Genomic DNA, 26,231 nt, shown 5'->3' on the forward strand with positions numbered 1-26,231 from the left:
CACGGCGGACCGTTCTTGCCTGGCCCGGACAAGTCTACCAACGAACCGACTGGAACCGCCAGCCGGGTTGTACTTTCTGCATCTCAATCTCATCGTCGCGCCTGGTCAGGCCACAGTTCAGGTAGTTCTGATGGAGCCTGGCCAATGCATCCCGGTCCAGTTCAACTCCCAGGCCGGGTTCCTGCGGCACCGCTACGGCTCCTTCGTCGAACGCAAATCGTCCGGTCGTGACGATTTCATCCGACTGCCAGGGGTAATGCGTATCCAGCGCGTACGGGAGTTCGGGCAAAGCCGCGCCAAGGTGCACCATAGCAGCCAGCGAAATGCCTACGTGGCTGTTCGAGTGCATAGACAAACCCCGCCCGAACGTCTGACAAATGCCGGCAAGCGTCATAGAAGACCGTAAACCACCCCAGAAGTGATGATCGCTCAGAATGATATCCTCTGATCCGAGCACGATACTGGAGACAATTTCGTCAAACGACGTAGTACACATGTTGGTGGCCAGCGGAGTTTTTAGGGCTTGACGGACCTTTGCCATGTTCTCCTGTCCCCTGACCGGATCTTCCAGGTATTCGAGAATCGGTTCCATTTCCCGACCGTACTGAATAGCCGTTTCTACGTTCCAGAGGGCGTTGGGATCAATTCGTAGCGGTACGTCCGGACCGAATGCCTCCCGCAGGGCAAACATGGCATCTACCTCCTGGCGGGGTTCAAACACACCCCCTTTCAGCTTGATCGATTGAAAGCCGTACTCCGCACACATGGCTTTCGCCTGAGCCACGATGCCTGCCGGATCTAACGCAGCGGCTTGTCGGGCGGCCGCCCAGCCTGTGGCAGCAGGGTCGGTGCCAAAGCCAAGCTCACCGCCTGCACCTTCGTATTTGTAAAACAGGTACGCCGAGAAAGGCACCCGGTCGCGCATCTTTCCGCCCAGCAGATCAACCACCGGCCGCCCAACGACCTTGCCGATGATGTCCATGCAAGCGACCTCAATGGCGCTGAAAATATGCACCAGCTTCCGCTGATCCCAGGGAGCTTCACCCCGTTGCGCAGACGTCTCCGTACCGAAGCGATTGACCAGAGCCTGCCGAATTTCATTTAACTGGAATACATCTATCCCAATAAGCAAGTCTCTGGATGACTCCAAAGCCGCATTGATACCACTATTGCCCGGAATTTCGCTGATGCCCGAAATACCGTCATCCGTAACTAATTCGACGATTGTCCGGAGCGCATAAGGCGCGTGCAAACCAGCCGCATTCAACAAAGGTGGGTCCACGATCGCAATGGGCGTAATGTACATTTGCTGGATCAAGGGACCAGTTTTCCTGTAGCGCCCATTGTCAGCTAACACGCTATGCGGCTTCATCGGCTACGGTTTGAAGGAGTCCCTTGATGTAGCCATAACAGAATGCAAACGCCTGTAGGCCACTATTACTGTCCGGATGGGTCGGTACGTGGTCCGGCATGACCATACCATTAAATCCAACATCGCGGAGGGCTCTGACAACGTGCAGAAAGTTCATATCACCGTTGTCGGGATAAACTTCCTGAAAGTTGTTCCAACCGCCCTTAATGTTGCGTAAGTGAACGTTAAATAGCTGGTTTCGCTCCCCAACCCACTTAATGATCGGCATGATTTCGGTTTTGGGGTCTTTCAGCCCTTCGGCAATGGAACCGATACAGAAGTTGAAGCCGTGGTACTCACTGTCGTACAGTTTGGCAAAGCGCTTAATGCCTTCAAACACATCGGGACTATTCCAGCGTGTTATGCCCCGGTAACCGACGGGCGTCGGCGGATCGGCGATGTGGTTGGCTAATTTGACTTTATACTCTTTGGCAACCGGCAGGATTCTGTCGAGAAGATACGTGATGCGTTCAAACATCTGGTCAATTGATACATCGCCCGCAATCGTTTTCGGGTCATTGCGTTTCAAGGCCTCCGCATAATTCCAGGTGCTGTACATGGCGTTTCCCCGCTTGGGATCAATCGTTTTTCCCGTGCGCAGAACCGGCAGAATTGTGGTGTTGTAGTTCAGCACCTTGATACCGGTTTTTCCGGCCACCTGTATCATTTGCTGTAAAATCTCGATTTCACGATCCCGCTCCGGGCTTTTCCCAAGCATGATGTTTGGGTATTCTACCTTATCGATTCCTGCCGAAGTCAACGGGAAGTGATAGGCGTCGAGGCTAATGCCATATTTCTCACAAGCTTCTTTTTTTGCCAGCGAGTCATCGAGGTCCCAGCCTTTTCCGGGGATTGTTTTGGGCGCTCCACCATCCAGATTATATACGCCATGACGCGCCTTAAACTCCAGGTTCTCCTTTGACGTACCACCCGTCTGACAACCCACTTTCATGAGCACTTTCTTCGGCTTAGCCTTGTTCCGTTCGGCGTTGGCCGTAGCCTGTTCCGTTCCAAACGCAGCCGCCCCTACGGAGCCAGTTGCAACGACTCGGATAAACTTCTTACGATTCATGGTGTTAAGGGTTTAGAGCTTGATTCTTATTCTAATAGCAACACAAGGGCGCTGTGGTCTAACTCACCGTTTCCCTGAGCCAGCGCGGCCTCCATCTGGGCGGCTACCAGGGCGGTGCCGTTGAGCGAAATAGAAAACTCCTGCCCGGTCTGCAAGGCGATGCCCATGTCTTTGCTGTGTAATTTAATTTTGAAACCGGGCGTAAAATTTCGCTCAATGATCCGTTTGCCGTGCAGATCAAGGATACGGCTTTGGGCAAAACCACCCAGCAGGACCTCCCGCATTTTCTCAAGGTTCACGCCGGCTTTGGTAGCCAGCGTAAAGGCCTCGGCTACCGCCTGGATCGTCATCCCGACAATCAGTTGATTACAGGCTTTCGTGGTTTGACCGGCTCCTGGCTCGCCAATGTGCACAATATTTTTACCCATCGCCTGAAACAGCGGCAAGGCTCGCTCAAAAGCCGATTCGCTACCGCCAACCATAATCGACAACGTAGCGCCCTCCGCCCCTACCTGTCCGCCCGACACCGGTGCATCCAGCGCTTCGACGCCCTTTTCCTGCATCAGCGCATGAATGTTCCGAGCCGTAGCCGGCGCGATGGTCGACATATCAATGAACAGTGCCCCCGGCCGAATACCAGCCAGCACGCCTTCCGGCCCGGACACAACCTGCTCCACATCCGGCGAATCTGGCAGCATGGTGATAATGACGTCGCACTGTTCGGCCAATGCCCTGGGCGATGGCAACGACTGAGCCCCAGCCGCTATCAATGCCTGGGCGGCTTTGCTTTGACTCAATATTGATACCGAATAACCTGCCCTAATTACGTTCAGGGCCATGGGCTTGCCCATGATACCCAGGCCAATAAATCCTACTTTTTCCATCTTGTGTCTAGGCCAAGCTCTGGCTTGGCCCGTGTATATGAAAGGCCAAGCCAGAGCTTGGCCAGGACGACAATCAAACCAGCGGAAACAATTGAGCCGCAATCATGATGACGACGAGTCCGGTTAATCCCATCACGACCAGCAGGGGCGAAATGGTTTTCAACGCTTCCCGTTCGGTCAGATTGCTCAGTTTACAGATAATCCAGAAACCGGCGTCGTTCATCCAGGGAACCAGCTTTGAGCCGCAGCCAATTGCCAGGCCCAGGTACAGCGGGTGAAAACCAAGATTGGCGTTAGTCGCCATTCCCGACAGAATACCGGATGCAGTGATTAAGGCCACTGTCGCCGAACCCTGTGCGGTCCGGACGATAGCCGCAATCAGAAAAGCCAGCGGAATCAGGGCCATCTGGTAACCTCTGGTCATGTCAGCAATGCGTTCACTGATGCCGGTTTGTTGGAGCATTCCCCCAAACGCTCCGCCTGCTGCGGTGATCAGAATGATACCCCCTCCACTCATCAGGGCTGCCTGAACAAAGGAGGTCAGCCCTTCTTTGCTGTCTTTCTTCTGATTAGCCAGTATGACCAATGCCACAATACCACCGGTGACGATCGCAATGTTCTTATCTCCAAAGAATTGCACAAGTCCAAACAACTGGCTACCGATAGACGCCTGCGTAACGGCCACTTTTGGGGTTGATAGTGCATCAAGGGCCGTATCTGCGCAGATGAAGACCAGGGGAATCAGAACCGGCAGCAGCGATACGCCCAACGGAGGCAGGTGTTTGTCCTCTTTAGCCGCAATGGCTTTAATATCGTCCAGGCGTGCATCCAGCGAATCGCGCAGTGCAGTAGGCCATTTCTGATTGGCCCACCGCGCAAAGAAATACCCGGCCGTAATCGTAAACAGGCCAACAATCGTACCGCCGATCATCATCATGCCGATCGGAATGTTCATCTCACCAATGAGGAACAAAGGACCGGGCGCGGGTGGCACCAACGAGTTTGCCATGGCAGCTCCCGCCATGATGCAGAGCACCAGCAACAGGTAATTTTTGCCGATCCGCAGGGTCATGGCTTTTGCCAGCGGCATCATCAGGAAAATGACCGTATCAAAAAACACGGGAATCCCCAGAAAGAAGCTGCTCACCAAAAACGCGACCGGTGCTTTTTCGATGCCCGTCAGCTTTAACATCGACCGGATGATCCGTTCGGCGGCTCCACTTTCGAGCATACATTTTCCAATAATGGCGGCCATGGCAATCAGAATACCGATTTTGGCGCAGGTGTTACCAAACTCGGTCGCGATGCGTTCGCCAATTCCTTTTTTAGACAACGCCACGGCTGCCGTTGGGGCACTTCCTTTTGCGAGCGCGTATTGTTCTATGGTTGTGGCCGGGGTCAACAGAGCTACCACAAACGCACCAAGCAGCAGGGCCAGGAACGGGTGCAGTTTCAACCCGATGATGCCGCCAACCACAATCAGCACGCCGACGGCTAAGATGAAAAGAGGGTCAGTCATTCAGGAAAAGGGTTAAGGAATGGTTAGGATAAAACGATGAATGGAACGTTGATTGCTATGATTCTTATGATCAGCTAAGATGCTGTAAATCATAATTAAACATAAGAATCATAACAATCAGCGTTCTATTCACACTCAAGCTTCTTTATATGCAGTCCTGAAAGCATTCAGCTTCCTGGCCAGATTTCGGGCACCGTCGGCAACGAACGTAGCGTCTGCTCCGCAGGCAATCATCCGAATACCCAGGTCGTGGTAAGTCTGATAATCGTCCGGATTGAAGAAAAGGATACCGGTCGCTTTGCCCGCCTTTTGGGCTGCATTGACCGTTTCCCGCAACGCTTCCTTAAACCGGGGGTGATCGAACTGCCCGAAAATACCCAGTTCCATAGACAAGTCGGCCGGACCAATGAACAGCACATCAACGCCGTCAATGGCCGCTACGTCGTCCAGGTGGTTCAGTACGTCGACGGTCTCGATTTGCACCACGCCCAGAATCGTTTCTCTCGATTCCTGGTAGTACTGATTAAAATTCTGAGCGAAGCCGCTGGCCCGTACCATTTTCGCTACGCCCCGGCTGCCATAGGGCGGATAATGCAAGCCGTTGACTACCTTCTGCGCATCGGCGGGCGTGGTGATTTTGGGGCACATAATGCCTTCTGCGCCCATATCGAGCACCCGATGGATGCGCTGACTTTCGGAGCTCTCCACCCGCACAATAGCACCCGCGGCCGTGTGTTCGAGCGCCTGTAACTGGAACAGTACGTCTTTTTCAGACCCGGCTCCGTGTTCGAGATCGATCAGTACCCAGTCAAATCCGGCCTGCCCGACAATCTCGGCGGTCAGTGAACTACCCAGATTCAGCCAGCACCCATTGAGGGTTTCGCCTTGCTTTAATCGTTGCTTGAGATTCTTCATGTAGCAGGAAGACAGAAAAGAGAAAGCTCTACTTTTTATCCCACCAAACTCTGGTATCCAGCAGATTAGGCCCCTGACGAGCGATGGCCTGCTCGACGTTGATTTTGTTCACATTTAACTCGGCGTCGGTGTAGGTCAGCCGCCGGATAAAAGGCTCCGTTTTGAGATCGCTGCCGGGATACGGATTAGGGGTCAGGACCGGGAAACCACTTCGCCGGAAATTGGCCCAGGTCTCGGGCCCAATCAGGAACGAAGCAACCCAATACTGTGTGTTGATTTGCTCCAGCTCCTTACCAGCTACCAGCGGATTAGCTTGCACGTACGTGGTGATCGCCGGTTCGGCAATAGCTGTGCTCGCACCGTACAGGGCTAACTGCCGCATGTGAGCCCGTATGCCATTGGCGTACAAAGTCGCGGCATCGCCCGTTGTCCATTTCCGCACCACAGCTTCGGCCAGTAACAGTTGCGTTTGAGCGTAGGTAACCAGAAAACTCGGAGCCAGCAAGGCGGCCATGCGTGTACGGTCGAGTTGGCTGTAATCCCACAAACTGGCCAGTTTACTGGCTGTCACGGCGGCACTGATTGTCGTATTATCGTAGCCTAACGGTGCGCCAATCTGCACACCCGGACTGCGGTTCGCCCGCGACTCCACCTGCTGCGCACCGCTCGTAGCGCCCACGTACCGGACGGCGATGGAAGCCAGCCGCGGATCGTTCGTCTTGCTGAGAAAACTGACGAAATCGTCGGCCAAATAGAAAAATGCGGATTGCCCACCGTTCAACTGAGACCCAACCGGATTGGAAAAGTTAGCGGTATGACGGATAACGGCATTATCGTCGTTGGACTGCATAACACCTCCTGCTACTGCCTTGGCCACGTATTCGCCGGCTTTGGTCGGGTTGACTTTAGAAAGCCGCATGGCCGCCCGCAGCAGCAACGAATAGCCGAGCCGTTTCCATCTGACGATGTCACCGTCGTACAGTACATCGTTGGCCACTTTAGGTTTTGCAGCGTTCAACCCCGCCGAAGCGGTTTCCAGTTCGGTCAGTATGTCGGTGTAAATCGATTCCTGCGTGTCATAAACAGGGGCAATTACGCCTTCCAGATAGCTTTTTCCAGCCTGCGTGTACGGAATATCGCCGTAGGTATCCGTCAACACCATGAAGGAATATGCTTTCCAGATCCGGGCCATGTTGTAGAGATTGGAGCGATCCGGATTATCCTTTGTTTTGGCAATCACATCAACCAGTTCCCGGATGATATTGGGATAGTAGGCATTCCAGTTTCCGGCCGCTACGTTTCGATTGTCCTGATTGAAATTAGCTGCCGACCCCTGTCCGCTGAACGGCGTAATCATCTGCTTTACGATGGTCGTTTCGTAACTCAGATTACCGTAGCCGGGTGTGCTGGCCACAATGGCGGTGTTTAACTGATAACTGGGTTCTACGGCGGTCAGCGCAATCGGGTTAATATTCATTTCATCAAACCCGCTATCGCACGATGCCAGCCAGAACAGGGCAATGAGCCAACTCAGAAGGCGTGTATTAATCTTTTTCATGGTCGTCTCGGTTTGGTGGTTCAGGAATTAGCCACTATGAAATCGTTAAAACCGAACATTAAGGTTGAAGCCAACGCTGCGGGTGATGGGCAAACCGGTGGCTTCCAGGCCGATGAGGTTGTCGGAGGGGAAACCAAACTGTTCGGGGTGGATATTGGGCACCCACTTCTTCAGTACGGCGACGTTGTTGGCCACGGCATTCAACCGGACGCCTTTAATGAAAAAAGTGGTTGGCAGAAAACGGCTGAAATCGTAACCAAGCGTTACCTGCCGAAGCTGCCAGAGACCCGCGTTGTAGACAAACTCTTCGGCGATGTTCTGCGAGCGTACCGTTTCGTAGTAAGCCTGCACGCCGGATTTGGTCTGGTTGACTTCACCGTTCGGATTGACCCCGTTCCCGATCACGTAGTTTTCGGCCCGGCCGACCAGCGTAGCTTTGTGCAGACCATGACGCCAGGCGTTATGATTGGTGCCCGAAATCATCTTGTGGCCTAGCTTGAAATCGATCAGGAACGATAGGTTTATGCCTTTGTAACTGAAGCTGTTCGTAACACCGCCTACCCACAACGGCAATGCGCTGCCAAAGCTGATCTGCGTGGGTGTCCGCAACGGTCGTCCGTTACCGGCGTCGAAAACCTGCCGGCCCATCCCATCCCGCAGGTAGCCAAATCCAAACAACTGACCTATCGGCAAACCAACCACCTGCCGGAGCTCACCGGTAAAATCGCCGGTGCCAACGGTGATCATATTGTCGCTGATGCCACTGCCCAGATTAAGCACTTTCGTGACGTTGTAGGCCGCATTGACGGTGATATTCCAGTCAAACCGGGGCACCTTAATGGGCGAAAAGTTGACCAGCATTTCGACGCCCTGGTTCCGGCTTTCCCCTACGTTGATTAGCTGGTTGGCATAACCGCCCGCGTTGGAGATCTGAGCGCGCAGAATCTGATCCGACGACAGTTTATCGTAGTACGTCAGGTCCAGCCCCAGGAGGTTATTGAACAACTTCAACTCCAGCCCGACTTCCTTTTCGGACACCCGCATGGGGCGCAGATTCGCATTGGGAACTGTGGCACCGCTGATACTGGCTAGGGGCTGCGGGGTTCCGCCAGCCGAGGGAAACTGCTGGGAATTAATGCTGTAGAACAGGTTATTGGCATACGGCGACACGTCGGTATCGCTGCCTACTTCGGCATAAGCGGCCCTGATTTTACCGAACGTCAGCCAGCCCGGCAATACGGACGCAAACGCCTGGGAGAACACAAAACTGGCCGTGATAGACGGATACAGAATGCTCCTGTTGGCGGGCGACAAGGTGGAAAACCAGTCGTTCCGCACGGTTCCGTTCAGAAATAGTACGTCTTTGTAAGACACCTCAGCCGACCCATACAGTGAGTTTACCTGCCGCTCTGATAGTTCATAAACAGGGTCACGAAGACGGCCATTGCCTAAGGTGTAAAGCCCCCTTGTGAAAAAGTCCTGGACGAAATCATTATGGCGGCTAATCTTCCGGTACATCTGATTACCACCTACGTTGACGTTGACGCCTATGTTGCCAAACGTACGATTCGCACCCAACAGGAAGTCAGCATTAATTTCACGTACGTTTCGGACATCCTGCACGTACTGCCCATTAACGAAGCCAACCGGGGCCGGAGGCTGCCGCTGGCTACCGGTAGGCAGGTTGTAATCCTGTTCGCGCGAGTAGTAATCCTGACCAACGCGCCCCTGCAGGAAGAGCCAGTCCGTAAAATTGTACCGCGCCGTCAGGTTGCCGAAAACGCGGTCTGTATTGATATTATCGAAACGCTGGAGGGCAAAATACGGGTTTGTCCGGTTCGTGAACCTCGACCAGACTACCTCATTACCGTTCGTATCCGTCGCGTATTTTTCCAGCAGGTCCAGCGGCATGGAATTAGCCATGTTGTACAGAACAACCGGGCTGTAGTCCTGCTCGGCGATGTTGGGCGGGTTCTTCCGGCTTTCGTTCGAATAGTTGACATTACCTGAAACGGTCAGCTTTTTGGCCAGCGTTTGCGTAAACCCCAGATTGATCGTTTTCCGATTATAGCCCGAACCCGGTAAGATTGTCTTGTTGTCCAGGTTGGATACCGACAGGCTAAACCCACCAAAGTCGTTACCCGACGAAAGCGTCAAGGTATTGGTCCAGGTGCTTCCGGTACGGTAGTAATTTGTGATTTGGTTGCGTTGCGGCACGTACGGTACCTCCACCCCGTCGAACAGAATTTGCGTCATGCCAGGCTGAAACTTCTCGCCAAAACTCCACTGCCCCGAAGTTGGAAAAGGAGCCGTCGGGCGAACACCATTCTCACCCTGCCCGTATTCGTACTGGTAGTCGGTGTAATCCAGGGGTGTATCGGTCGTGAAGTTGGTGTTGTACTCCAGTCCGATGCCGTTCCCGGAGCCTCTGTTTTTGGTCGTGATCATAATCACCCCGTCTTTGGCGCGTGACCCGTACAAGGCCGAAGCTGCGGCTCCTTTCAAAACCGTCATCGTTTCGATGTTGTCGGGATTGATGCTGCTCAGGCCGTCCCCACCGTCGGAGGTACGGTTGCTGCCCCGCTCCGATACGTCCCCCCTGGCCCCGTAAGTCGTATTATCGATCGGTACGCCATTGACGACAATCAGGGGTGAATTATTCCCTCCGAAAGACGATTGACCACGGATACGAATTTTACTGGTTCCGGCCGGACCCGATCCCAGCGAGGTGATATTCACCCCGGCAATCTTGCCCTGCAAGGCGTTCATGAAGTTGGTCGTACGGTTTACCGTTATCTGCTCCGACGCTACCGTAGCCGTCGCGTACCCGATGCTTTTCGCCTGTTTTTTGATGCCAAGCGCCGTTACGACCACCTCGCCGAGCGCCTTGCTTTCCGGGGTCATGGACACCTCTATCCGGGACTGATTACCCACGATCACCTCCTTACTTTCGTACCCTACGAAGCTGAACACCAACACCGTAGCTGCATCGCGTACGTCAGGAACATCCAGTTGAAAGTCGCCCTGGGCGTTCGTACTCGTACCGCGTTGCGTTCCTTTGATCAGGACACTTACGCCGGGCAGGCCCGTGCCCTTTTCGTCGGTCACCCTGCCTCCCACCGTGCGTTTGGGCGATGCGGGTTCAGTAGCCTTTTCGTGCAGATCAACAGCCCCAGTCTGGTTAAAAACCGACGGAGTAGCTGACAAAACGATCTTTCTCCCTACCAGTTCATAACTGACTCTGAGGGGTTTCAGGAATTTAATCAGGACTTCCTCCAGGGTTGAGTTAGTGGCCTGAACACTGACCTTTTGCTTCGCGTCAATTACTTCGGAGCTGTACACAAACTGCACACCGGTCGCCTTTTCGATGTCGGTCAATACCTTTTTAATCTCCTGGTTTTCGGCACGTAACGTCAGGCGTTTACTCAGATACTCCTGCGCCTTTATGGGGTGCGCGTAGGATACGCCCGCCAGCAAAAACATAACTAAACCCTGCGTCAGCGAAAAACTCGTGAGCTTCAGCCAGCGCTGCCTGTAAAGGTGTTTTCTCATTGTTTTGACGGTTAAAGGGGTTAGGATTGAGAGCACTCGCAACGAGTGGCCCCTGAGCAAGGAAAAGCATCAATGGATAGCCTGTCGGCTGATCACAATCTGACCATCCGTTATCTGGTAGGTTGCCGAAGCTGCCTTACACAGCAGATCCAGCTTTTCATAGAGCGATTCGTTCGACAGCGTAGCCGTAATTCTGCACGCCTGAAAATTTTGTTCATCGAACTGAATCGGGATTCCGTAACTCTTTTCCAACTGGCGCAAAATCACCGACAGCGCTACGGCATCGTACACAAACTGCGTTTCCTGACTGCTTCTGGAAACTACGGCTGGGTTAGCCACCAGCGTCTTCGTCAGATTTCCATCGCTCTTCTCAAAAATGGCGGCCTGATTCGCGTGTAAAATCAAGCCACTGACCTCTTTATTGCCGGGTTTCTGGGTAACCCTGGCTTTGTACACCGACACCTTCCCCGACAGCACCTGTACCGTGATCTTCTGGTCCGAATCGAAAGCCCGCACAACAAAGCGGGTACCAAGCACTTTCGTGACTGTTTCACCGGAGTAGACCATAAACGGCTGGTTACGTCGCGTCACCGAAAAACTGGCTTCTCCCGTCAGGTGTACAACCCGGGAATCAGTGGCAAAATGGGACGGATAACGAAGCCGGCTTTTTGGACTCAGCAACACGTCCGAACCGTCGGTCAGCACGACCCGAAGCGGATGTCGGGTGTTGTTGATTGTCTCAACCAGCTGGTTGATTGGGGCTTCCCGTAACTGAGCCGGTAACTGACCGGGCTTGTCCAACGAACCGTACCACATCAGGCCGCTAACAACCGCCACAACGGCGGCCACGGCCATGCCCCACCGAAACGCGTATCGGAACGGCGTCGGTGCGTCATCATCCCTGAGATCTGACGAAACCAGTTGGCGATAGGGGCTGTACGAGCTGGCGCTTTCGATTAGCTTCTCCGTTTCTCGTCTGATTTCAGCGTCACTGATACGTTCGGGAGCAACCGTTGCCGCCCGGATGAACTGTTCGGCCTGCCGAAACGCTTCCTGTTTTTCGGGATAACGCTCAGGAAACGATAGCCAGAAGGATTGCCGATTGCCCTGTCCCTGCACCCACTCCTGAAAGCTTTCGTCCTGGATAAAATCCGCTACCGTATAGGTTTCGTAGTTTTTCATCGCTGTTGGCTATGGATTAGGATACGAGACTTTGCAGTAGGTGAACCAGTACCCCTACGGTGCTGATTGTCCAGTTCTTACGCAGGCTGTTCAGCGACTTTTGCAGCAGATTATACACCGATTGCCGACCGAGATGCATGATCTCCGCAATCTGCTCGAAACTAAGATTCTGGTAGAAACGCAGGTAGATGAGTTCTTTCTGGCGCTGTGGTAAATGATTCAGTACGCGCTCCAGCCGCCGGATCTGATACACTTCGTGTTCTTCTTCAATGAGCCGGATATCGGCAGCAAACTCGACCGAAAACGAATAGTCATCAGAAAGATCGGCCTGATGAGCACCCTGCGTTTTTGACAACTCACGCAGGATGCGGGTTTTGAGCACGACCAACAGATAAGACCGCACATTCTCAACCGAACTGATGGAATCCTGAATCTTCCAGAGATTGACAAAAACCTCCTGGATGCAGTCTTTTACAAACTCACGATCCGCGTGCAGACGCACCCCCCAGTGAAAGAGGTCGGCGTAGTAGCTTTGCATGAGCTTCGCGAGGGCGTAGATGTCGCCCGCCCGGTATTCCTGCCAAAGTTGTTGTGCTTCATCCGAGGGTAACCGTCTGACCATAACCAGGAGTGCCTTTGGTATGATGATCAAATTTTCGGGAAAAGCTAACCTATATTTTAATACTATTTTTCTAAAAAATTAGAAAATACCCATATACAGAAAGAATGTATCCTTATTGGTAGACGAAAGCGCGAGGCTAACACCGACCGGTTTACCTTGTTTAGCCTGATGTTTTTAGTCTGACGTTGTTACCGGCTTCAGCACTGAAAAACGTCAATACGTCCGCAACACGCGCAACCGATGATTTTTGTTGATTCGGTACCGTGGATTACTCAGTTGGTGGAAAATGCCCCCGCTTAAGGCCAGTATACCGGTGACGGGCAGTAACGTGGGATCAACCTGCCCGGAATTAATCACGCTGGCCGCAAAATAAACCACCCCGGCAATGGGCAGCATGGTACCGGCGGCCGTTACGAACGGAATCCGGCGGTGAATGTATATGCGCTGCACTTCATCCAGCCGGAACGTAACGGGCTCGTCGCGGTTCATGACCTCATTGGCCAGTAAAATTGTGAATGCCGTATCAGAAACGGCGTAGAGTTGTTCGCGGTATTTTTGGCCCCGGGCTTTGAAATGCACTTCGTCGCCTTCGAAGAAGCGATACCGCCGAAACCCACCGAGTGCCGGGGTCACATCGAGGGCGAGATAGCGGGATGGCCGTAGCAGGGCTGTGTAGGAAGCTCCTTTGCGTTGCAGGAGTTGTTCAGTCGTTAAGGTATCGGTTGGCTGGGCCATCAGGCCGGTAGCCGCCAGTGCCATACAGCCGGTTAAGAGCAAGACAAGCAAGTAGCGAACGTTCTCCAATTTCATAGAATGAATGACGGTATTTGTCTTCAATAACGCCAAATGCACCCAATCGGTCCGAATTTTTTGGAAAGTTTAACCCATTCGACGGCTCTTGGCTAATTTGCGACCATGATTGACGCCAAGCGACTTCGTACCTTCACTGAACAAATATTTGTGGCAATCGGCTGCTCCGAGACCGACGCCCGACTCTCCGCCGATGTGCTGATCAGCGCCGATCTGCGGGGCGTTGACTCGCACGGCGTAGCCCGACTACCGGGTTACGTCCGGCTCTACGACCACGGCCGACTCAATCCACAGCCCCGCATCCGGGTCATTCACGAAACCCCATCGACGGCCGTAGTCGACGGCGACCGGGGTCTAGGGCTAGTGGTTGGACCAGCCGCCATGCAGATCGCCATTGAGAAAGCCCGTGTGGCCGGAACCGGCTGGGTAGCGGTCAGAAATTCCAATCACTTCGGCATTGCGGGGTATCACGCCCTGCTGGCTACCGAGCACGACATGATCGGCCAGGCCATGACCCATGCCGCACCACTCGTAGCCCCGACCTTTTCGCTGGAGAAGATGCTGGGCACGAACCCCATCGCCGTGGCCGTACCAGCCCTTACCGAACCGCCTTTCCTGGCTGATTTTGCCTCAACGGCCGTTGCCTACGGCAAACTCGAAATTCTGCAACGCAAAGGTCAGCCCGCGCCCATCGGCTGGGCACAGGACGCGAATGGTGGCCCAACTACCGACAGCAACGCGGTCAAAAACGGCGGGGCCCTCCTTCCCCTGGGTTCTGACCGCGAACACGGCAGCCACAAAGGCTACGGCCTGGGCGCTATCGTCGACATTTTTTCGGGCGTCTTGTCGGGAGCGAACTACGGCCCGTGGGTACCGCCCTTTGCTACGGCCGGATTCATGCAGGCCGACGAAGGCGTTGGTATCGGAACGGGCCACTTTTTCGGGGCGATGCGGATCGACGCCTTCCGCCCGGCCGATGAGTTCAAAGCCCACATGGATACCTGGATTCAACGGTTCCGGTCGGCGAAGGCCGTAGACGGGCAGCGCGTGCTGGTCCCCGGCGACCCCGAGCGGGCCATGGAAGCCGAACGCCTGGTCACGGGCATACCGGTGCTGGAACCGGTGATCAAGAGCCTGGACGAACTGGGTGAGCGGTTCGGCATAACGTTGTAATCGTTTGTTTTCCCACGGCGTTTGTGCTCAATAGCGCCGTGGGAAATTAACCGTTGGCAACATAAAAACCTGTTTGGTTTCTTATGTACATTTGAGCGTGTTTTTACCCACCGTTTATGCGCCTTCTTTACTCGTTGCTTACTGTACTTGGTACAGCCGTTTCCGTTTTTGCCCAGTCTTCTCCTCCTTACCTTCAGATCATCAGTAACAGCCCCGTCTGCGAAGGGCAATCATTCCGAATGTATGCGACGTACCAGTCCTTTCCGACCGGTACGACAACCAGTTTCCGCTGGTCCGGGCCGAATGGTTTTACCAGTGAAGGTAGCTCTACGTTGAATAACATCATTGCCTCACCAGCAACGGCCGGCGTTTATTCAGTAACAATGACGTATTCCGGTACGGCGAATGGTACGGCTACGGCTTCAACTACGGTAGCACTCGGCCTATCCAAACCTGAAGCCTACGTCACGTATTTCTCGAATGGCTTTCAGAACTGGAGCCCCTCGTATTCCATATGCAGCCCGACGAGCTTATCGCTGACCGCATTTCCCGATCGGGCGTGGAGTTTGAACCCGGCAACGTATCGGTGGACCGGGCCGAACGGCTTCACCAGCGATGAACAGCGACCCGTTGTACCCCAGGTCGTTGCGGGGCTTTACATCGTCGAAGCTACGTATCCGGGCAACTGCGGCACCGCCAAAGACACGGTTACGATTTCTAATTTTTCTCCATCGGCCTATATTAACACCCTCACGGTCGAGCCAACTCCAAAGTTTACCACGGTGGTATGTCCTGGTGAGGCTATCAGCTTTCAGGCTGCCCTATCCTTTATCCCTCAGGGTGCCACCACATCGTATCAGTGGAGCGGACCTAACGGCTTCACCAGCAACGCCCAAAGTTTTACGCTCACCAACACCACAGCCGCGATGAGCGGCACCTACAGCGTAACGGTCACCATCTCAGGCACCTGCTCCGGAACAGCGACCGCATCCCGCGCCATCACTATTGATACACCAACGGTCTGGGCTTACATTCTTAGCGGCAACACCATATACACAAACCCGACACTATGCCCCAGTAGCAATTTTGTGGTGTTTGCGTCCAGTTCTTCTGGCGCCGGGACGTATCAATGGTCCGGCCCGAATGGATTTACGAGCAATACGGCCAGCACAACCCTAACGAATGCCAATACAACCATGACCGGAGTGTACAGCGTCACGGCGACGTTTCCCGGCGGCTGCACCAATACAGCGTCAACAACGGTAACAATTGGTACACCCTCAGTACAAATTTTCGGCAATTCCTATATCAGTCAGGGCGACAATATTCAGTTATCAGCACAATCCAGCGGTAATACAACGGCCACGTATCAGTGGTCCGGACCGAATGGATTTACCAGTAGTAACCAGAGCTTTACCCTCGCTAACGCCACAACGGCCATGACCGGAACGTACAGCGTAACCGCTACCTTCAGCGGGAACTGTTCCGGCACGGCCATCGCTTTTTATTTTGTCAATGTTGTTACGCCCTCGGTTACTATATATAGCTCCGAAAACGGACGACTACAGTCTGTAAGGGGCACATCCTGCCCCGGCAGTTCACCAGAGCTGATGGCAAGCGCATCATCGCCCAATGCTACGTTCCGATGGAGTGGCCCCAATGGATTTGCCAGCACAGCCAGAAGTTTCACGCTCGCCAATGTCACCCCAGCCATGGCTGGCATTTACAGCGTGACAGCTACCTTCAGCAGTGGAGCTACGGCCACATCATCCTTCACATTTACGGTTGGAACGCCGTCTGTTTACGTCTCTGGCTTTATACCGACATCTAACATCAGCAACCGGATTTTTTGCCCTGGCAGCACATTTCAACTTAGGCCAACGACCGGGGCAACAAGTTATCAATGGAGTGGACCGAACGGATTTACCAGTACGTCAGCAAACCCGGCGTTGACAAATGCTACACCGGCCATGAGTGGAACGTATAGCGTAACAGCTACATTCGCGGGTGGCTGCTCCAATGTCGGTTCAACCAGCATAACCGTCGGAACGCCAATCGTACAAATTTACAGTGATGCGTACAATCTTGCGTTGGGCGGTTCATTTCAGTTAACCGCCTATCCTGAACCAAACGTTCCGGCTACGTATCAATGGAGTGGCCCCGACGGATTTACCAGTTCAGCCCAGAGCTTCACCCTCAACAATGCCACCGCGGCCATGGCTGGCACCTACAGCGTGACGGCTACGTTCAGTGGAGACTGTTCCGGAGCGTCAACGGCTTCCCAGAACGTGTTCGTCCGATTGCCCTATGTCATCGTGACGGGTAAAGACCACCTTCGGGTATCCCAAAGCTACGGGACCTATTGCCCGGGCAGTTCTGTGGAGCTAACAGCCGAACCAACGCCCCCAAGCGCCACGGCTACGTTCCGGTGGAGTGGCCCCAATGGATTCGCCAGCACCGGGAAACGGGTTACGTTAGCGAATCTAACCTCCACCCTGTCCGGGGTATACAGCGTAACGGCAACTTTTCCGGACGGAACTACGAGAACCGGAACCTTTCAGATGACCGTTTCTCCTCCTTCCATATACTTTACAAAAGAACCTGTTGCCTGTCCGGGCAGTCCGCTCGTACTATCGGTCAGTAATTCGGTCTCGGCCCCAGCCAGCTATCAATGGAGCGGGCCGAACGGATTTACCAGCAACGCCCAAAGCGTCACCTTACCCAATGCCACCGCGGCCATGACCGGCACTTACAGCGTAACGGCTACCTTAACCGGCGTTTGTACCGGCACGGCCTCTACCTCAGGTCTTGCCCGGGTTGGGTTGCCCATGCTGACGCTTACAGGTCAGAGTCCTGAAGGAAATTCATGGACCAATTATTTCTGCCCGGGTTCGTCGTTTAGTATCCAGCCTCTGTTTTCCAGCTTTTCGCCGGATAAGCCCCCCGGCACCACAATCAGCTATCGGTGGACAGGTCCCAATGGGTTCACCAGCACCGACAAACGCCCGACCATAGCAACGCCTACTACAGCCGCGATGGGTCTGTATAGCCTGACCGCCATCGTAACCGGCGAATGCAGTGGTGAGTATACAGCCTCGACCGATATTCAGATTACCAAACCAGTGGTTACAGTAGCCACGGCTCCAGTACAGGGCATTGCATCAATTGATGGTACGTATTGTGAAGGCACAACCGTCCTGATCGGCACCTATAGTCGCAATTACAAGGCAATTCCCACGGCCTTTCGCTGGAGCGGTCCAAATGGCTTTACCAGTACGGAAGATACGGTAACTGTGAGTAACCTGACGCCAGCCATGGCCGGGGTGTACAGCGTCACGGTAACCTACGAAGGCCAATGCGCCAGCCAGCGGGTTGGTTTTACGTATGTTGACGTAGCAACGCCAAAAACTGAAATTGGGCTGTTTAGCGAAAACAATGGTGGCAGTTTATTCTCCTTTCCCCTTTGCCCGGGCAACCGCTACAATTTATCCGCCCAAGCCAGAGCCAGCAATGTCAACGAGATGTGGTTGACCAATACCTACGAGTGGACCCTGCCGAACGGCACCACCGCAACCGGACCAAGGGTATTGATCAACGGCGCAACTACGGCTGACGCCGGGCGTTATATTTTAAAAACAACCTATACAAATGGCTGTTCCGGCATCTCGCTCGATACCATGGACATCAATGTAGGGCTGCCCACACCTCGGCTATCGACAGACCGCGATTTCATCGCCAACGGGCGATCCACCTTGCTTTATTCCATTGATTGTACTGACCAGAACACGGTATGGTCTGATGGGCAAATCGGCTCATCGATCGTGGTGGCGCCCACGCAGACTACCAGTTACACGGCTGTTTGCCAGGCCGACGGTTGTAGCAGTCAGCCCTCAGCCCCGCTAACCATACGGGTAAGCGACCGCCCCGAAGCCGACCTGAGCCTGCAGATGGCCGTGAGCAGTCGATCGCCGGAGGTAAACAAGCCGCTCACCGTTCGGCTGTCCGTGGTTAACAGCAGTACCCTATCGACCAGCAACGTGCAGGTAAGAAGTCGGCTACCGGCAGCGCTGAGTGTCGTGAATGCCGGCTCCATGCAGGTCGACAACAACGTTCTCACCGGCACCTTGGCAAGCATTCCGGCCAACGGAAAGTCGGATCTGACGTTTGACGTAGCGCCTGCATTGGCGGGGGCTATTCAACTGGCGGCTCAGATCACGGCCTCCGACAACCCCGACCCGGATTCAGCCCCCGACAATGGCACCAACAATGGTCAGGACGACGTAGCCTGGGTAACCCTGCGTACGCAGCAATACGGCCCGGAGGTGAGCGTATCCCCCGAACCGGCTCCGGCCCCGCTTCCCCGCCCGGTTGTATCCAGTGTTAGTTTACCGTTTGGCAAGGTCGATCTAAGCCTGGCGCTGGCGGTCAGCAACCCGATTCCCCGCCCAGATGAGATTATTACGGTTACGATCCTGCTGAACAACGTCGGCAATCGCGACCTGCTCAGCCCCGACGTTACGTGTGAGCTACCGGCAGGCTTATCGTTTGTCGACAGCAACAACCTGACTGCATCCGGTCAGCAGGTAACACTGGCGGGTGGGAAGTACTACCAGCAGTGGCCACGCCTGTTTACCTTTCGTGCCAGAGCAACCGGCCCCGTCACTGAGCCAATCAAGGCACGTATCAGCCATTGCGACTGGGACGACGTCGATTCGGACCCGACCAACGGCTTCGATACGGGCGAAGACGATACGGCTCAGATTAGGCTTCGGGTAAGGTAAACCTGTACGATTAGAACAATTACTACACTAAAGTAGAAGGCTATTTGGCCTTTAAGCACTTTTGCCATATATTGTTCCCCAAAAACACTCACCGACCATGATGTCACAAACTCAGACGCTTGGAATGACTCGATCGGGAATGACCCAATCAGGAATGACCCAGTCGCAGGGACAGACCACCAACTTTTCGTTCGGCGATTATCAAATCGAGAACTTTTTCGATGAGATGTTCGCGGGCGACAGTCAGGTGCGGCCCGGCTATGGTCCTTTCCGGCAGCGCGTTGAGCAACTGACTCGTGAGGAACTGATCAGTCGGCAACATGCCGCCGAACGGGCGCTGATGAGCATGGGCATTACGTTCAACGTGTACTCCGAAGGCGAGGGTACTGAGCGGATTATGCCCATCGATATCATCCCGCGCATTATCGAATCGGCCGAATGGAACCAGCTTGAACTGGGTCTTGTCCAACGGATTAAGGCGCTCAATATGTTCATTGACGATGTCTACAATGAGCAGCGCATCCTGAACGATGGCGTCGTGCCGCGCGACCTGATTGAATCCAGCAAGTGTTTTCTGCCGCCCTGTATCGGCCTGAAACCACCCAAAGACATCTGGTGTCATATCACCGGCACGGACCTGATCCGGGGCGACGATGGCCAGTTTATGGTGCTGGAAGATAACTTACGGTGCCCATCGGGCGTATCCTACATGCTCGAAAACCGGGAACTGACCAAACAGACCTTTCCGGAAGTCCTGGCCCAGACGGGCGTCCGGCCCGTTTCCGACTATCCGACGCGGCTCCTCCAGTTGCTTCAGTACATTGCCGACCGCCCCAAACCAACCGTAGTGGTGTTAACCCCAGGTATCTACAACTCAGCTTATTTTGAGCATTCTTACCTCGCCCAGCAGATGGGCGTTGAGCTCGTCGAAGCCAGCGACCTGGTCGTATCGGGCGGGTACGTGAAGATGCGGACCACCAAAGGCTTCCAGATCGTAGACGTGATCTACCGACGTATCGACGATACGTTCCTCGACCCAAAAACCTTTAATCCCGATTCACTGATCGGCGTCCCCGGCATTTTCGACGTGTACAAAAAAGGCCGCGTGGCCCTGGCCAATGCTCCCGGTACGGGCGTCGCCGACGACAAGGTGATTTATGCGTACGTACCACGCATCATCAAGTATTACCTCAACGAGGAGCCCATCATCCAGAACGTCAAAACCTACATTTGCCGCGAGCCCGAGGATTGTGAGTACGTACTGGAGAACATTGCCGACCTGGTCGTGAAGGAAGCCAACGAAGCCGGTGGCTACGGTATGCTGATCGGACCTAAAGCAACCAAGGAAGAACACGATGCCTTTCGGGAGAAAATCCGGGCTAATCCGCGTAACTACATTGCCCAGCCAACGATCTCACTCTCGAGGGTACCGTGTATTGTAGGCGGACACGCTGAAGGTCGGCACGTTGACCTGCGCCCGTACATCCTGTATGGCGACGGCGTGAACGTAATTCCAGGCGGTCTGACACGCGTGGCGCTTCGGAAAGGATCGCTCGTTGTGAACTCATCGCAGGGCGGGGGCGGCAAGGATACGTGGGTCCTTTATTAAACGGAGTCTTATTCATTGGCCGGTGTTTGTGGCCCGGGAGAGTTATCTTTGCCGGCTCACTACCACTATGCTATTTTGCTTGATCTCAGCATTATCATTGTCAATTACAAAACTCCCCAGTTAATTCTGAACTGCCTGGCGTCCGTTTACGCCCATACGTCAGGCATCAATGTCGAGGTCATCATCGTTGACAACCAGTCGAACGACGACAGTAAGGCTATTATTCAGCAGGCGTATCCAACTGTCCGCTGGTTCGACATGGGCTATAACGCCGGATTTGCCCGTGCCAATAACCTGGGCATCAAACACGCTCAGGGCCGGAATGTCCTGCTATTAAACTCTGATACGCTCCTGCTCGATAATCTGCTGGCCCGGTGCGTTCGGGTGCTCGACGAAAACCCCGACGTAGCAGCCGTTGGCGCCCACCAATTGAGCCGCGACCGGCAACTCCGGCCTAACCTCTACACTACCTTCGGGCAGATGCGCCGGGCGTTTTACATCATTCCCATTACGCCGTTTTTTCAAAAGCTGCTTTACCGCTTCGTTCCCGACACACAGTATGCCGACCCAAGTCAGGTAGACTGGTTATCCGGTGCGTTTCTGATGACCCGCCCATCGACGATTGCCCGGGCGGGTGGGCTGGACGAAAGCTTTTTTATGTACGGTGAAGATGTAGAATGGGGGCATCGGCTCGGCCAGCAGGGGCGAATGCTGTTACTGCCCGATGCCGCTTTTGTCCACCTCGAATACGGCAGCAGTACGGACTACCAGCAACATGAGGTTACGTACATCAATCGCTTCAAGCCCCAGGTACAGGTATCACAATTGCTCTGGATTCGGAAACAATACGGGGCCGGCGCTTACCTGTTGCTGATGCTGCACTACGTAACGATGATTCCCATCGTTTTTCTGTGGAAAATGGCCGTGAACCTTCGTAACCGACAACCACTGTTTAGTGAACTGGAAAACCAGCGGGCATTTGCCCAACAGGTCCGGATCTTCCTTCGTTTTTTCTGGCAGACGCTGTTTAACCGACCTGGGTTTTACAAGGTTTGACGCACCGAAAATGTTCGTATTGACAGTACCCTAGAATAAACAACACAGACGTACCGGTTTGATGATTTCTGGCGTTAAACGAGAAATCATCAACGTATGAAATTTTTCTACACCCTCGGACTGGGCATACTTGGCTTGTGTTTGCTATGTCCTGTCTACACCTATGCAACGCACGTGCGGGCGGGGGAAATCACGACCCGTCGCTTATCGCCTACCTCGCTCACCTATGAGATTACCCTGACAGCTTACTTTGACGAACAAAATGGTCGTTTAGCCAGTGATGGTCAGGGTTTTGTTCCTTTTTGTTTCGGCGACGGAACCACCCAGGAAGTTCCCCGCAGCGTTCGTCAACCCATTGGTTTTGGCTCATCCCTGAATATCTACCGGGTTACGCACACGTTTTCTGGGCCAGGTACCTACACCATCGGCGTACAGATTATCAACCGAAATGAGAATACGAAAAACCTGCCGCCAGCATCGGCAAGCATAAGCTTTTACGTCTCGACGACGATTGTGATCAACCCGGCTTTGCAGATCAACTCCACGCCGGTGATGCTCAACCCGCCCCTGGACTCAGCCCGCGTCGGCCAGCGCTTCTGCCACAACCCGGCCGCTTTTGACATCGATGGCGACAGCCTCGCCTACCGACTCAGCGTTCCCAAAGATGCGCCGGGAAACCCATGCATTAGCCGAAATTACCCGAACTATCAGAATCCCACGCAATACAGTCGCACGAGTGAGTCAGGGGGGCCAGCCTCCTTCTCGATCAACGCCAGCACGGGCGAACTCTGCTGGGACGCCCCCGGCGAGGAAGGCCAGTACAACTTCGCCTTCATCGTCGAGGAGTGGCGTAACGGCGTTTTGATCGGCGAGATCACCCGCGACATGCAGATCATCGTCGTCGACCAGCCCAACCGCAGACCCCAGATCCAGCCCCTGGCCGAGCTGTGCGTCGAGGCCGGCACACTCATCAACCAGACCATCACCGCCACCGACCCCGACGGACACCGCGTCATCATCACCGCCTTCGGGGGGCCCTTCAACACCGGACCCGACAACCAGCCCCTGCCCAACGGCCAGCTCGTGCCGCCCGCCTACGCCCGACTGCTCAACGGCGGCATCGTCCAGAACCAGCCCGCCCAGGCCACCTTCTCCTGGCAGACCAACTGCAACCAGCTCCGCGATGAGCCCTACGACATCACCCTCAAGGTCACCGATGTGCCACCCCGACCCATCGCCGGGCTGGTCTCCTTCCAGACCCTGCGCATCCGACTGATTGGACCCGCCGTCCAGGGACTCACCGCCCGACCCACCGCCCAGGCCAGCCGACGCGCCGTGCTGCTCAACTGGCAGGCCTACACCTGCGGGGCTCAGGGCACCCAGCTCATCGTCTACCGCAAGGAGGGCTGTGACCCTGACAACATACCCCCCTGCACCACCGGAGCACCCCCCGGCTACGTCGAGGTCGCCCGCCTGCCCCAGTCGGCCACCACCTACACCGACACGGCCGCCCTGCGCCGGGGCATCGGCTACGCCTACCGCATCGTCGCCCGCTACCCCGGCGCCAACGGCGGCTTCAGCGTGGCCTCCACCCAGCAGTGCCTGGAGCTGCCCCTGCTGGCCCCGGTCATCACCCAGGTGACGGTCGACTCCACCGGCTCACCCACCAGCCGCCCCGCCGGCCAGATCACCGTCCGCTGGAGCCGGCCCCTGGGCCTGCAACCCGGCGACCTGGGCGGGCCCTACCAGTACCGCCTGCTGCGGGCCGAGGGCCTGACGGGCACGGCCTTCACCCCCGTCGCCACCATCAACACCAGCCTGGCGCCCGGGGCCGCCGACACGGTCTTCGTCGACCGCACGGCGGGGCTGAACACCCAGGCCCAGGCCTACCGCTATCAGTTGGAGTTCTACTACACCAGCAACGGGCAGCTCACCCGGCTCGACGCCACCGAGCCCGCCAGCAGCGTGCGGCTGAGCGTGACGGCCGGCCAGCGCCAGCTCAGCCTGAGCTGGCAGGCCAGCGTGCCCTGGTCCAACCAGAACCAGACCCACCGCATCTACCGCAGCCGCACGGGCCCCAACGGCCCCTTCAACCTGATCGCCGAGGTGGCCGTGCAGGGGCCGGCCTCCTTCACCTTTGTCGATACCGGCTCCGACACCTTTGCCCAGGATGGCCTCAGCAGCGGACCGCTGTCGGCCGACTCGAGCTACTGCTACCGGGTGCTGACCCGGGGCCGCTACGCCGATGCGCGGCTGGCAGGCTTTGGCCTGCTGGAGAACTACAGCCAGATCCAGTGTGCTTCGCCCATCGACTCGACGCGCCCCTGTGCGCCCGCCCTGCGGGTGGACTCGCTGGACTGCGCCAGTCTGAGCCCGGAGAGTCTGTGCAACCAGACGAGCTTTGTCAACCGCCTGACCTGGCAGCTGCAGGCGGCCCCCAACTGTGATGTGGGGGTGGTGCGCTACCGCATCTACTACGCCCGCTACGAGCAGGACGAGTTGCGTCGGCTGGACAGCGTGGCAGCCCCGGGGGCGTTGTACGAGCATGGGGGGCTGAGCACGGTGGCGGGCTGCTACCAGGTGAGTGCGGTGAGTCGGCGGGGGCTGGAGAGTGCGCTCTCCAACCGGGTGTGCGTCGATGCGTGCCCGGCGCTGGTCTTGCCCAACGTGTTCACGCCCAACGGGGATGGCAAGAACGATGTGTTTGCGCCCTTGCGGTGTGCGCGGTTTGTGGAGTCGGTGGAGCTGGAGGTCTTCAACCGGTGGGGGGCCCGGGTGTACCGGGGCTCGGGGGCGGTGCTGAGCTGGGATGGCCGCTCGAGTAGCGGTGAGGAGCTGAGCAGCGGGTTGTACTACTACCAGGTCAGGGTGCGGTATGCGGTGGTGGACCGCAACGCCCCCCCGCAGGTGCTCAAGGGCTGGGTGCAGCTCATCCGGGATGGTGTATCGATGAGATAGGAAGGAAGGGGGAGAAAGGAGGAAAGGGAGGAGAGGAGGAAGGGGAATGCGCTAGTCAACCAGCAAGCACTCCCCTTCCTCCTCTCCTCCTCAAAACATACACGACATACGCAGATTTCTTAATAAACTTACGACCTACTCCTTTTACGAGGGTTTCCTGCTTAGACCTTTGTAAAATTAAATACACTTTTGTCCCTGTAAATCGTTTTAAGGGAAATGTCGTAATTCTATGCGAATACTGTATACGATTGGGCTATACGGCCTTTTCTTAACCATCCTTCTTCTGCCTACGGTTAGCCAGGCAACGCACGTGCGGGCAGGGGAAATCACGACCCGTCGCTTATCGCCTACCTCACTCACCTATGAGATTACCCTGACGGCTTATTTTGACGAAATAAGAGGTCGGGCGGCTGCTGACGACGCAAACCGATACATCTTCTGCTTTGGCGATGGCTCACAGGCGGAAGTACAACGAAGCTCCCGCCGATTCATCAACGGCCGTACGTCTTCAATCAATACGTATACCATTACGCATACGTTTCCGGGACCGGGCGTATATACCATTGGTATACAGATTCCGAACCGGAACGCGGATACGAAAAACCTGCCGCCGGCCGCCAGTTCGGACAATATCATTTTCTACGTCTCGACGACGATTGTGATCAACTCGGCTTTGCAGATCAACTCCACGCCGGTGATGCTCAACCCGCCCCTGGACTCAGCCCGCGTCGGCCAGCGCTTCTGCCACAACCCAGCGGCTTTTGACATTGATGGCGACAGCCTCGCCTACCGACTCAGCGTTCCCAAAGAAGGGTTGCTAAACAATGTCTGCCGGGGCCAACCTATTGCTAATTACCTGGATCCGGCCCGAAGCTTCAGTCGCACGAGTGAGTCAGGGGGGCCAGCCTCCTTCTCGATCAACGCCAGCACGGGCGAACTCTGCTGGGACGCCCCCGGCGAGGAAGGCCAGTACAACTTCGCCTTCATCGTCGAGGAGTGGCGTAACGGCGTTTTGATCGGCGAGATCACCCGCGACATGCAGATCATCGTCGTCGACCAGCCCAACCGCAGACCCCAGATCCAGCCCCCTGGCCGAGCTGTGCGTCGAGGCCGGCACACTCATCAACCA

The 26,231-nt window shown here is 55.4% G+C and carries 15 protein-coding genes and 1 pseudogene; 6 read left to right on the plus strand and 10 right to left on the minus strand.

The annotated features are described in order from the left end of the window. Nucleotides 1–34 precede the first annotated feature (34 nt). The 10 genes from BN8_RS16125 to BN8_RS16170 all read right to left on the minus strand — a co-directional run bounded on the left by BN8_RS16125 (nucleotide 35) and on the right by BN8_RS16170 (nucleotide 13,525). Entirely contained in the window at nucleotides 35–1,372 is a 1,338-nt protein-coding gene (locus tag BN8_RS16125) for an enolase C-terminal domain-like protein (protein WP_009282978.1), read from the minus strand. Beyond that, nucleotides 1,359–2,483, minus strand: a complete 1,125-nt coding sequence (locus BN8_RS16130; RefSeq protein WP_009282979.1) for a mannonate dehydratase — start codon at nucleotides 2,481–2,483, stop codon at nucleotides 1,359–1,361. The genes BN8_RS16125 and BN8_RS16130 overlap by 14 nt, the downstream gene beginning before the upstream one ends. A 26-nt stretch (nucleotides 2,484–2,509) precedes the next feature. Then, the gene (locus tag BN8_RS16135) at nucleotides 2,510–3,367 is read right to left on the minus strand and encodes a 2-hydroxy-3-oxopropionate reductase (protein ID WP_009282980.1); all 858 of its coding nucleotides are present in this window, start codon (nucleotides 3,365–3,367) and stop codon (nucleotides 2,510–2,512) included. Nucleotides 3,368–3,440: 73 nt separating this feature from the next. Beyond that, nucleotides 3,441–4,886, minus strand: coding sequence for a GntP family permease (locus BN8_RS16140; protein WP_009282981.1), 1,446 nt, complete (start codon nucleotides 4,884–4,886; stop codon nucleotides 3,441–3,443). Between the two features lie 135 nt (nucleotides 4,887–5,021). Beyond that, the gene (locus BN8_RS16145) at nucleotides 5,022–5,801 is read right to left on the minus strand and encodes an HpcH/HpaI aldolase family protein (RefSeq protein WP_009282982.1); all 780 of its coding nucleotides are present in this window, start codon (nucleotides 5,799–5,801) and stop codon (nucleotides 5,022–5,024) included. Nucleotides 5,802–5,829: 28 nt separating this feature from the next. Next, nucleotides 5,830–7,359 (minus strand): SusD/RagB family nutrient-binding outer membrane lipoprotein, encoded by a 1,530-nt coding sequence (locus tag BN8_RS16150; RefSeq protein ID WP_009282983.1) that lies wholly within the window; start codon nucleotides 7,357–7,359, stop codon nucleotides 5,830–5,832. 45 nt (nucleotides 7,360–7,404) lie between these two features. Then, complete coding sequence (locus BN8_RS16155) at nucleotides 7,405–10,911, minus strand: SusC/RagA family TonB-linked outer membrane protein (protein ID WP_009282984.1); 3,507 nt, start codon at nucleotides 10,909–10,911, stop codon at nucleotides 7,405–7,407. Between the two features lie 69 nt (nucleotides 10,912–10,980). Then, a complete protein-coding gene (locus tag BN8_RS16160) occupies nucleotides 10,981–12,093 on the minus strand; it encodes a FecR family protein (RefSeq protein ID WP_009282985.1) in 1,113 nt (370 codons plus the stop codon). A gap of 16 nt (nucleotides 12,094–12,109) precedes the next feature. Continuing rightward, nucleotides 12,110–12,715, minus strand: coding sequence for an RNA polymerase sigma factor (locus BN8_RS16165; protein ID WP_009282986.1), 606 nt, complete (start codon nucleotides 12,713–12,715; stop codon nucleotides 12,110–12,112). A gap of 213 nt (nucleotides 12,716–12,928) precedes the next feature. Then, nucleotides 12,929–13,525 (minus strand): hypothetical protein, encoded by a 597-nt coding sequence (locus BN8_RS16170; RefSeq protein WP_009282987.1) that lies wholly within the window; start codon nucleotides 13,523–13,525, stop codon nucleotides 12,929–12,931. A gap of 105 nt (nucleotides 13,526–13,630) precedes the next feature. On the opposite strand from BN8_RS16170, the gene BN8_RS16175 reads away from it, so the two are divergent. From BN8_RS16175 to BN8_RS16200, 6 genes and pseudogenes are all read left to right on the plus strand, one after another. Then, nucleotides 13,631–14,698, plus strand: coding sequence for an Ldh family oxidoreductase (locus BN8_RS16175; protein ID WP_009282988.1), 1,068 nt, complete (start codon nucleotides 13,631–13,633; stop codon nucleotides 14,696–14,698). A 116-nt stretch (nucleotides 14,699–14,814) separates the two neighbouring features. Next, nucleotides 14,815–19,479 (plus strand): PKD-like domain-containing protein, encoded by a 4,665-nt coding sequence (locus BN8_RS16180; protein ID WP_144051683.1) that lies wholly within the window; start codon nucleotides 14,815–14,817, stop codon nucleotides 19,477–19,479. A gap of 97 nt (nucleotides 19,480–19,576) precedes the next feature. Then, complete coding sequence (locus tag BN8_RS16185; RefSeq protein ID WP_009282990.1) at nucleotides 19,577–21,088, plus strand: circularly permuted type 2 ATP-grasp protein; 1,512 nt, start codon at nucleotides 19,577–19,579, stop codon at nucleotides 21,086–21,088. 75 nt (nucleotides 21,089–21,163) lie between these two features. Continuing rightward, the gene (locus BN8_RS16190; RefSeq protein WP_040005875.1) at nucleotides 21,164–22,144 is read left to right on the plus strand and encodes a glycosyltransferase family 2 protein; all 981 of its coding nucleotides are present in this window, start codon (nucleotides 21,164–21,166) and stop codon (nucleotides 22,142–22,144) included. A 96-nt stretch (nucleotides 22,145–22,240) separates the two neighbouring features. Next, complete coding sequence (locus BN8_RS16195) at nucleotides 22,241–25,102, plus strand: T9SS C-terminal target domain-containing protein (RefSeq protein WP_009282992.1); 2,862 nt, start codon at nucleotides 22,241–22,243, stop codon at nucleotides 25,100–25,102. A 229-nt stretch (nucleotides 25,103–25,331) separates the two neighbouring features. Next, nucleotides 25,332–26,231, plus strand: a pseudogene (locus BN8_RS16200) (gliding motility-associated C-terminal domain-containing protein); the annotation flags it as partial.

The organism is Fibrisoma limi BUZ 3 (assembly GCF_000296815.2).
Taxonomy (GTDB): Bacteria; Bacteroidota; Bacteroidia; order Cytophagales; family Spirosomataceae; genus Fibrisoma; species Fibrisoma limi.

Coding starts and splice junctions, on each gene's coding strand:
- BN8_RS16125 (WP_009282978.1), bottom strand. CDS start 1,372: ATGAAGCCGCATAGCGTGTTAGCTGACAATGGGCGCTACAGGAAAACT.
- BN8_RS16130 (WP_009282979.1), bottom strand. CDS start 2,483: ATGAATCGTAAGAAGTTTATCCGAGTCGTTGCAACTGGCTCCGTAGGG.
- BN8_RS16135 (WP_009282980.1), bottom strand. CDS start 3,367: ATGGAAAAAGTAGGATTTATTGGCCTGGGTATCATGGGCAAGCCCATG.
- BN8_RS16140 (WP_009282981.1), bottom strand. CDS start 4,886: ATGACTGACCCTCTTTTCATCTTAGCCGTCGGCGTGCTGATTGTGGTT.
- BN8_RS16145 (WP_009282982.1), bottom strand. CDS start 5,801: ATGAAGAATCTCAAGCAACGATTAAAGCAAGGCGAAACCCTCAATGGG.
- BN8_RS16150 (WP_009282983.1), bottom strand. CDS start 7,359: ATGAAAAAGATTAATACACGCCTTCTGAGTTGGCTCATTGCCCTGTTC.
- BN8_RS16155 (WP_009282984.1), bottom strand. CDS start 10,911: ATGAGAAAACACCTTTACAGGCAGCGCTGGCTGAAGCTCACGAGTTTT.
- BN8_RS16160 (WP_009282985.1), bottom strand. CDS start 12,093: ATGAAAAACTACGAAACCTATACGGTAGCGGATTTTATCCAGGACGAA.
- BN8_RS16165 (WP_009282986.1), bottom strand. CDS start 12,715: ATGGTCAGACGGTTACCCTCGGATGAAGCACAACAACTTTGGCAGGAA.
- BN8_RS16170 (WP_009282987.1), bottom strand. CDS start 13,525: ATGAAATTGGAGAACGTTCGCTACTTGCTTGTCTTGCTCTTAACCGGC.
- BN8_RS16175 (WP_009282988.1), top strand. CDS start 13,631: ATGATTGACGCCAAGCGACTTCGTACCTTCACTGAACAAATATTTGTG.
- BN8_RS16180 (WP_144051683.1), top strand. CDS start 14,815: ATGCGCCTTCTTTACTCGTTGCTTACTGTACTTGGTACAGCCGTTTCC.
- BN8_RS16185 (WP_009282990.1), top strand. CDS start 19,577: ATGATGTCACAAACTCAGACGCTTGGAATGACTCGATCGGGAATGACC.
- BN8_RS16195 (WP_009282992.1), top strand. CDS start 22,241: ATGAAATTTTTCTACACCCTCGGACTGGGCATACTTGGCTTGTGTTTG.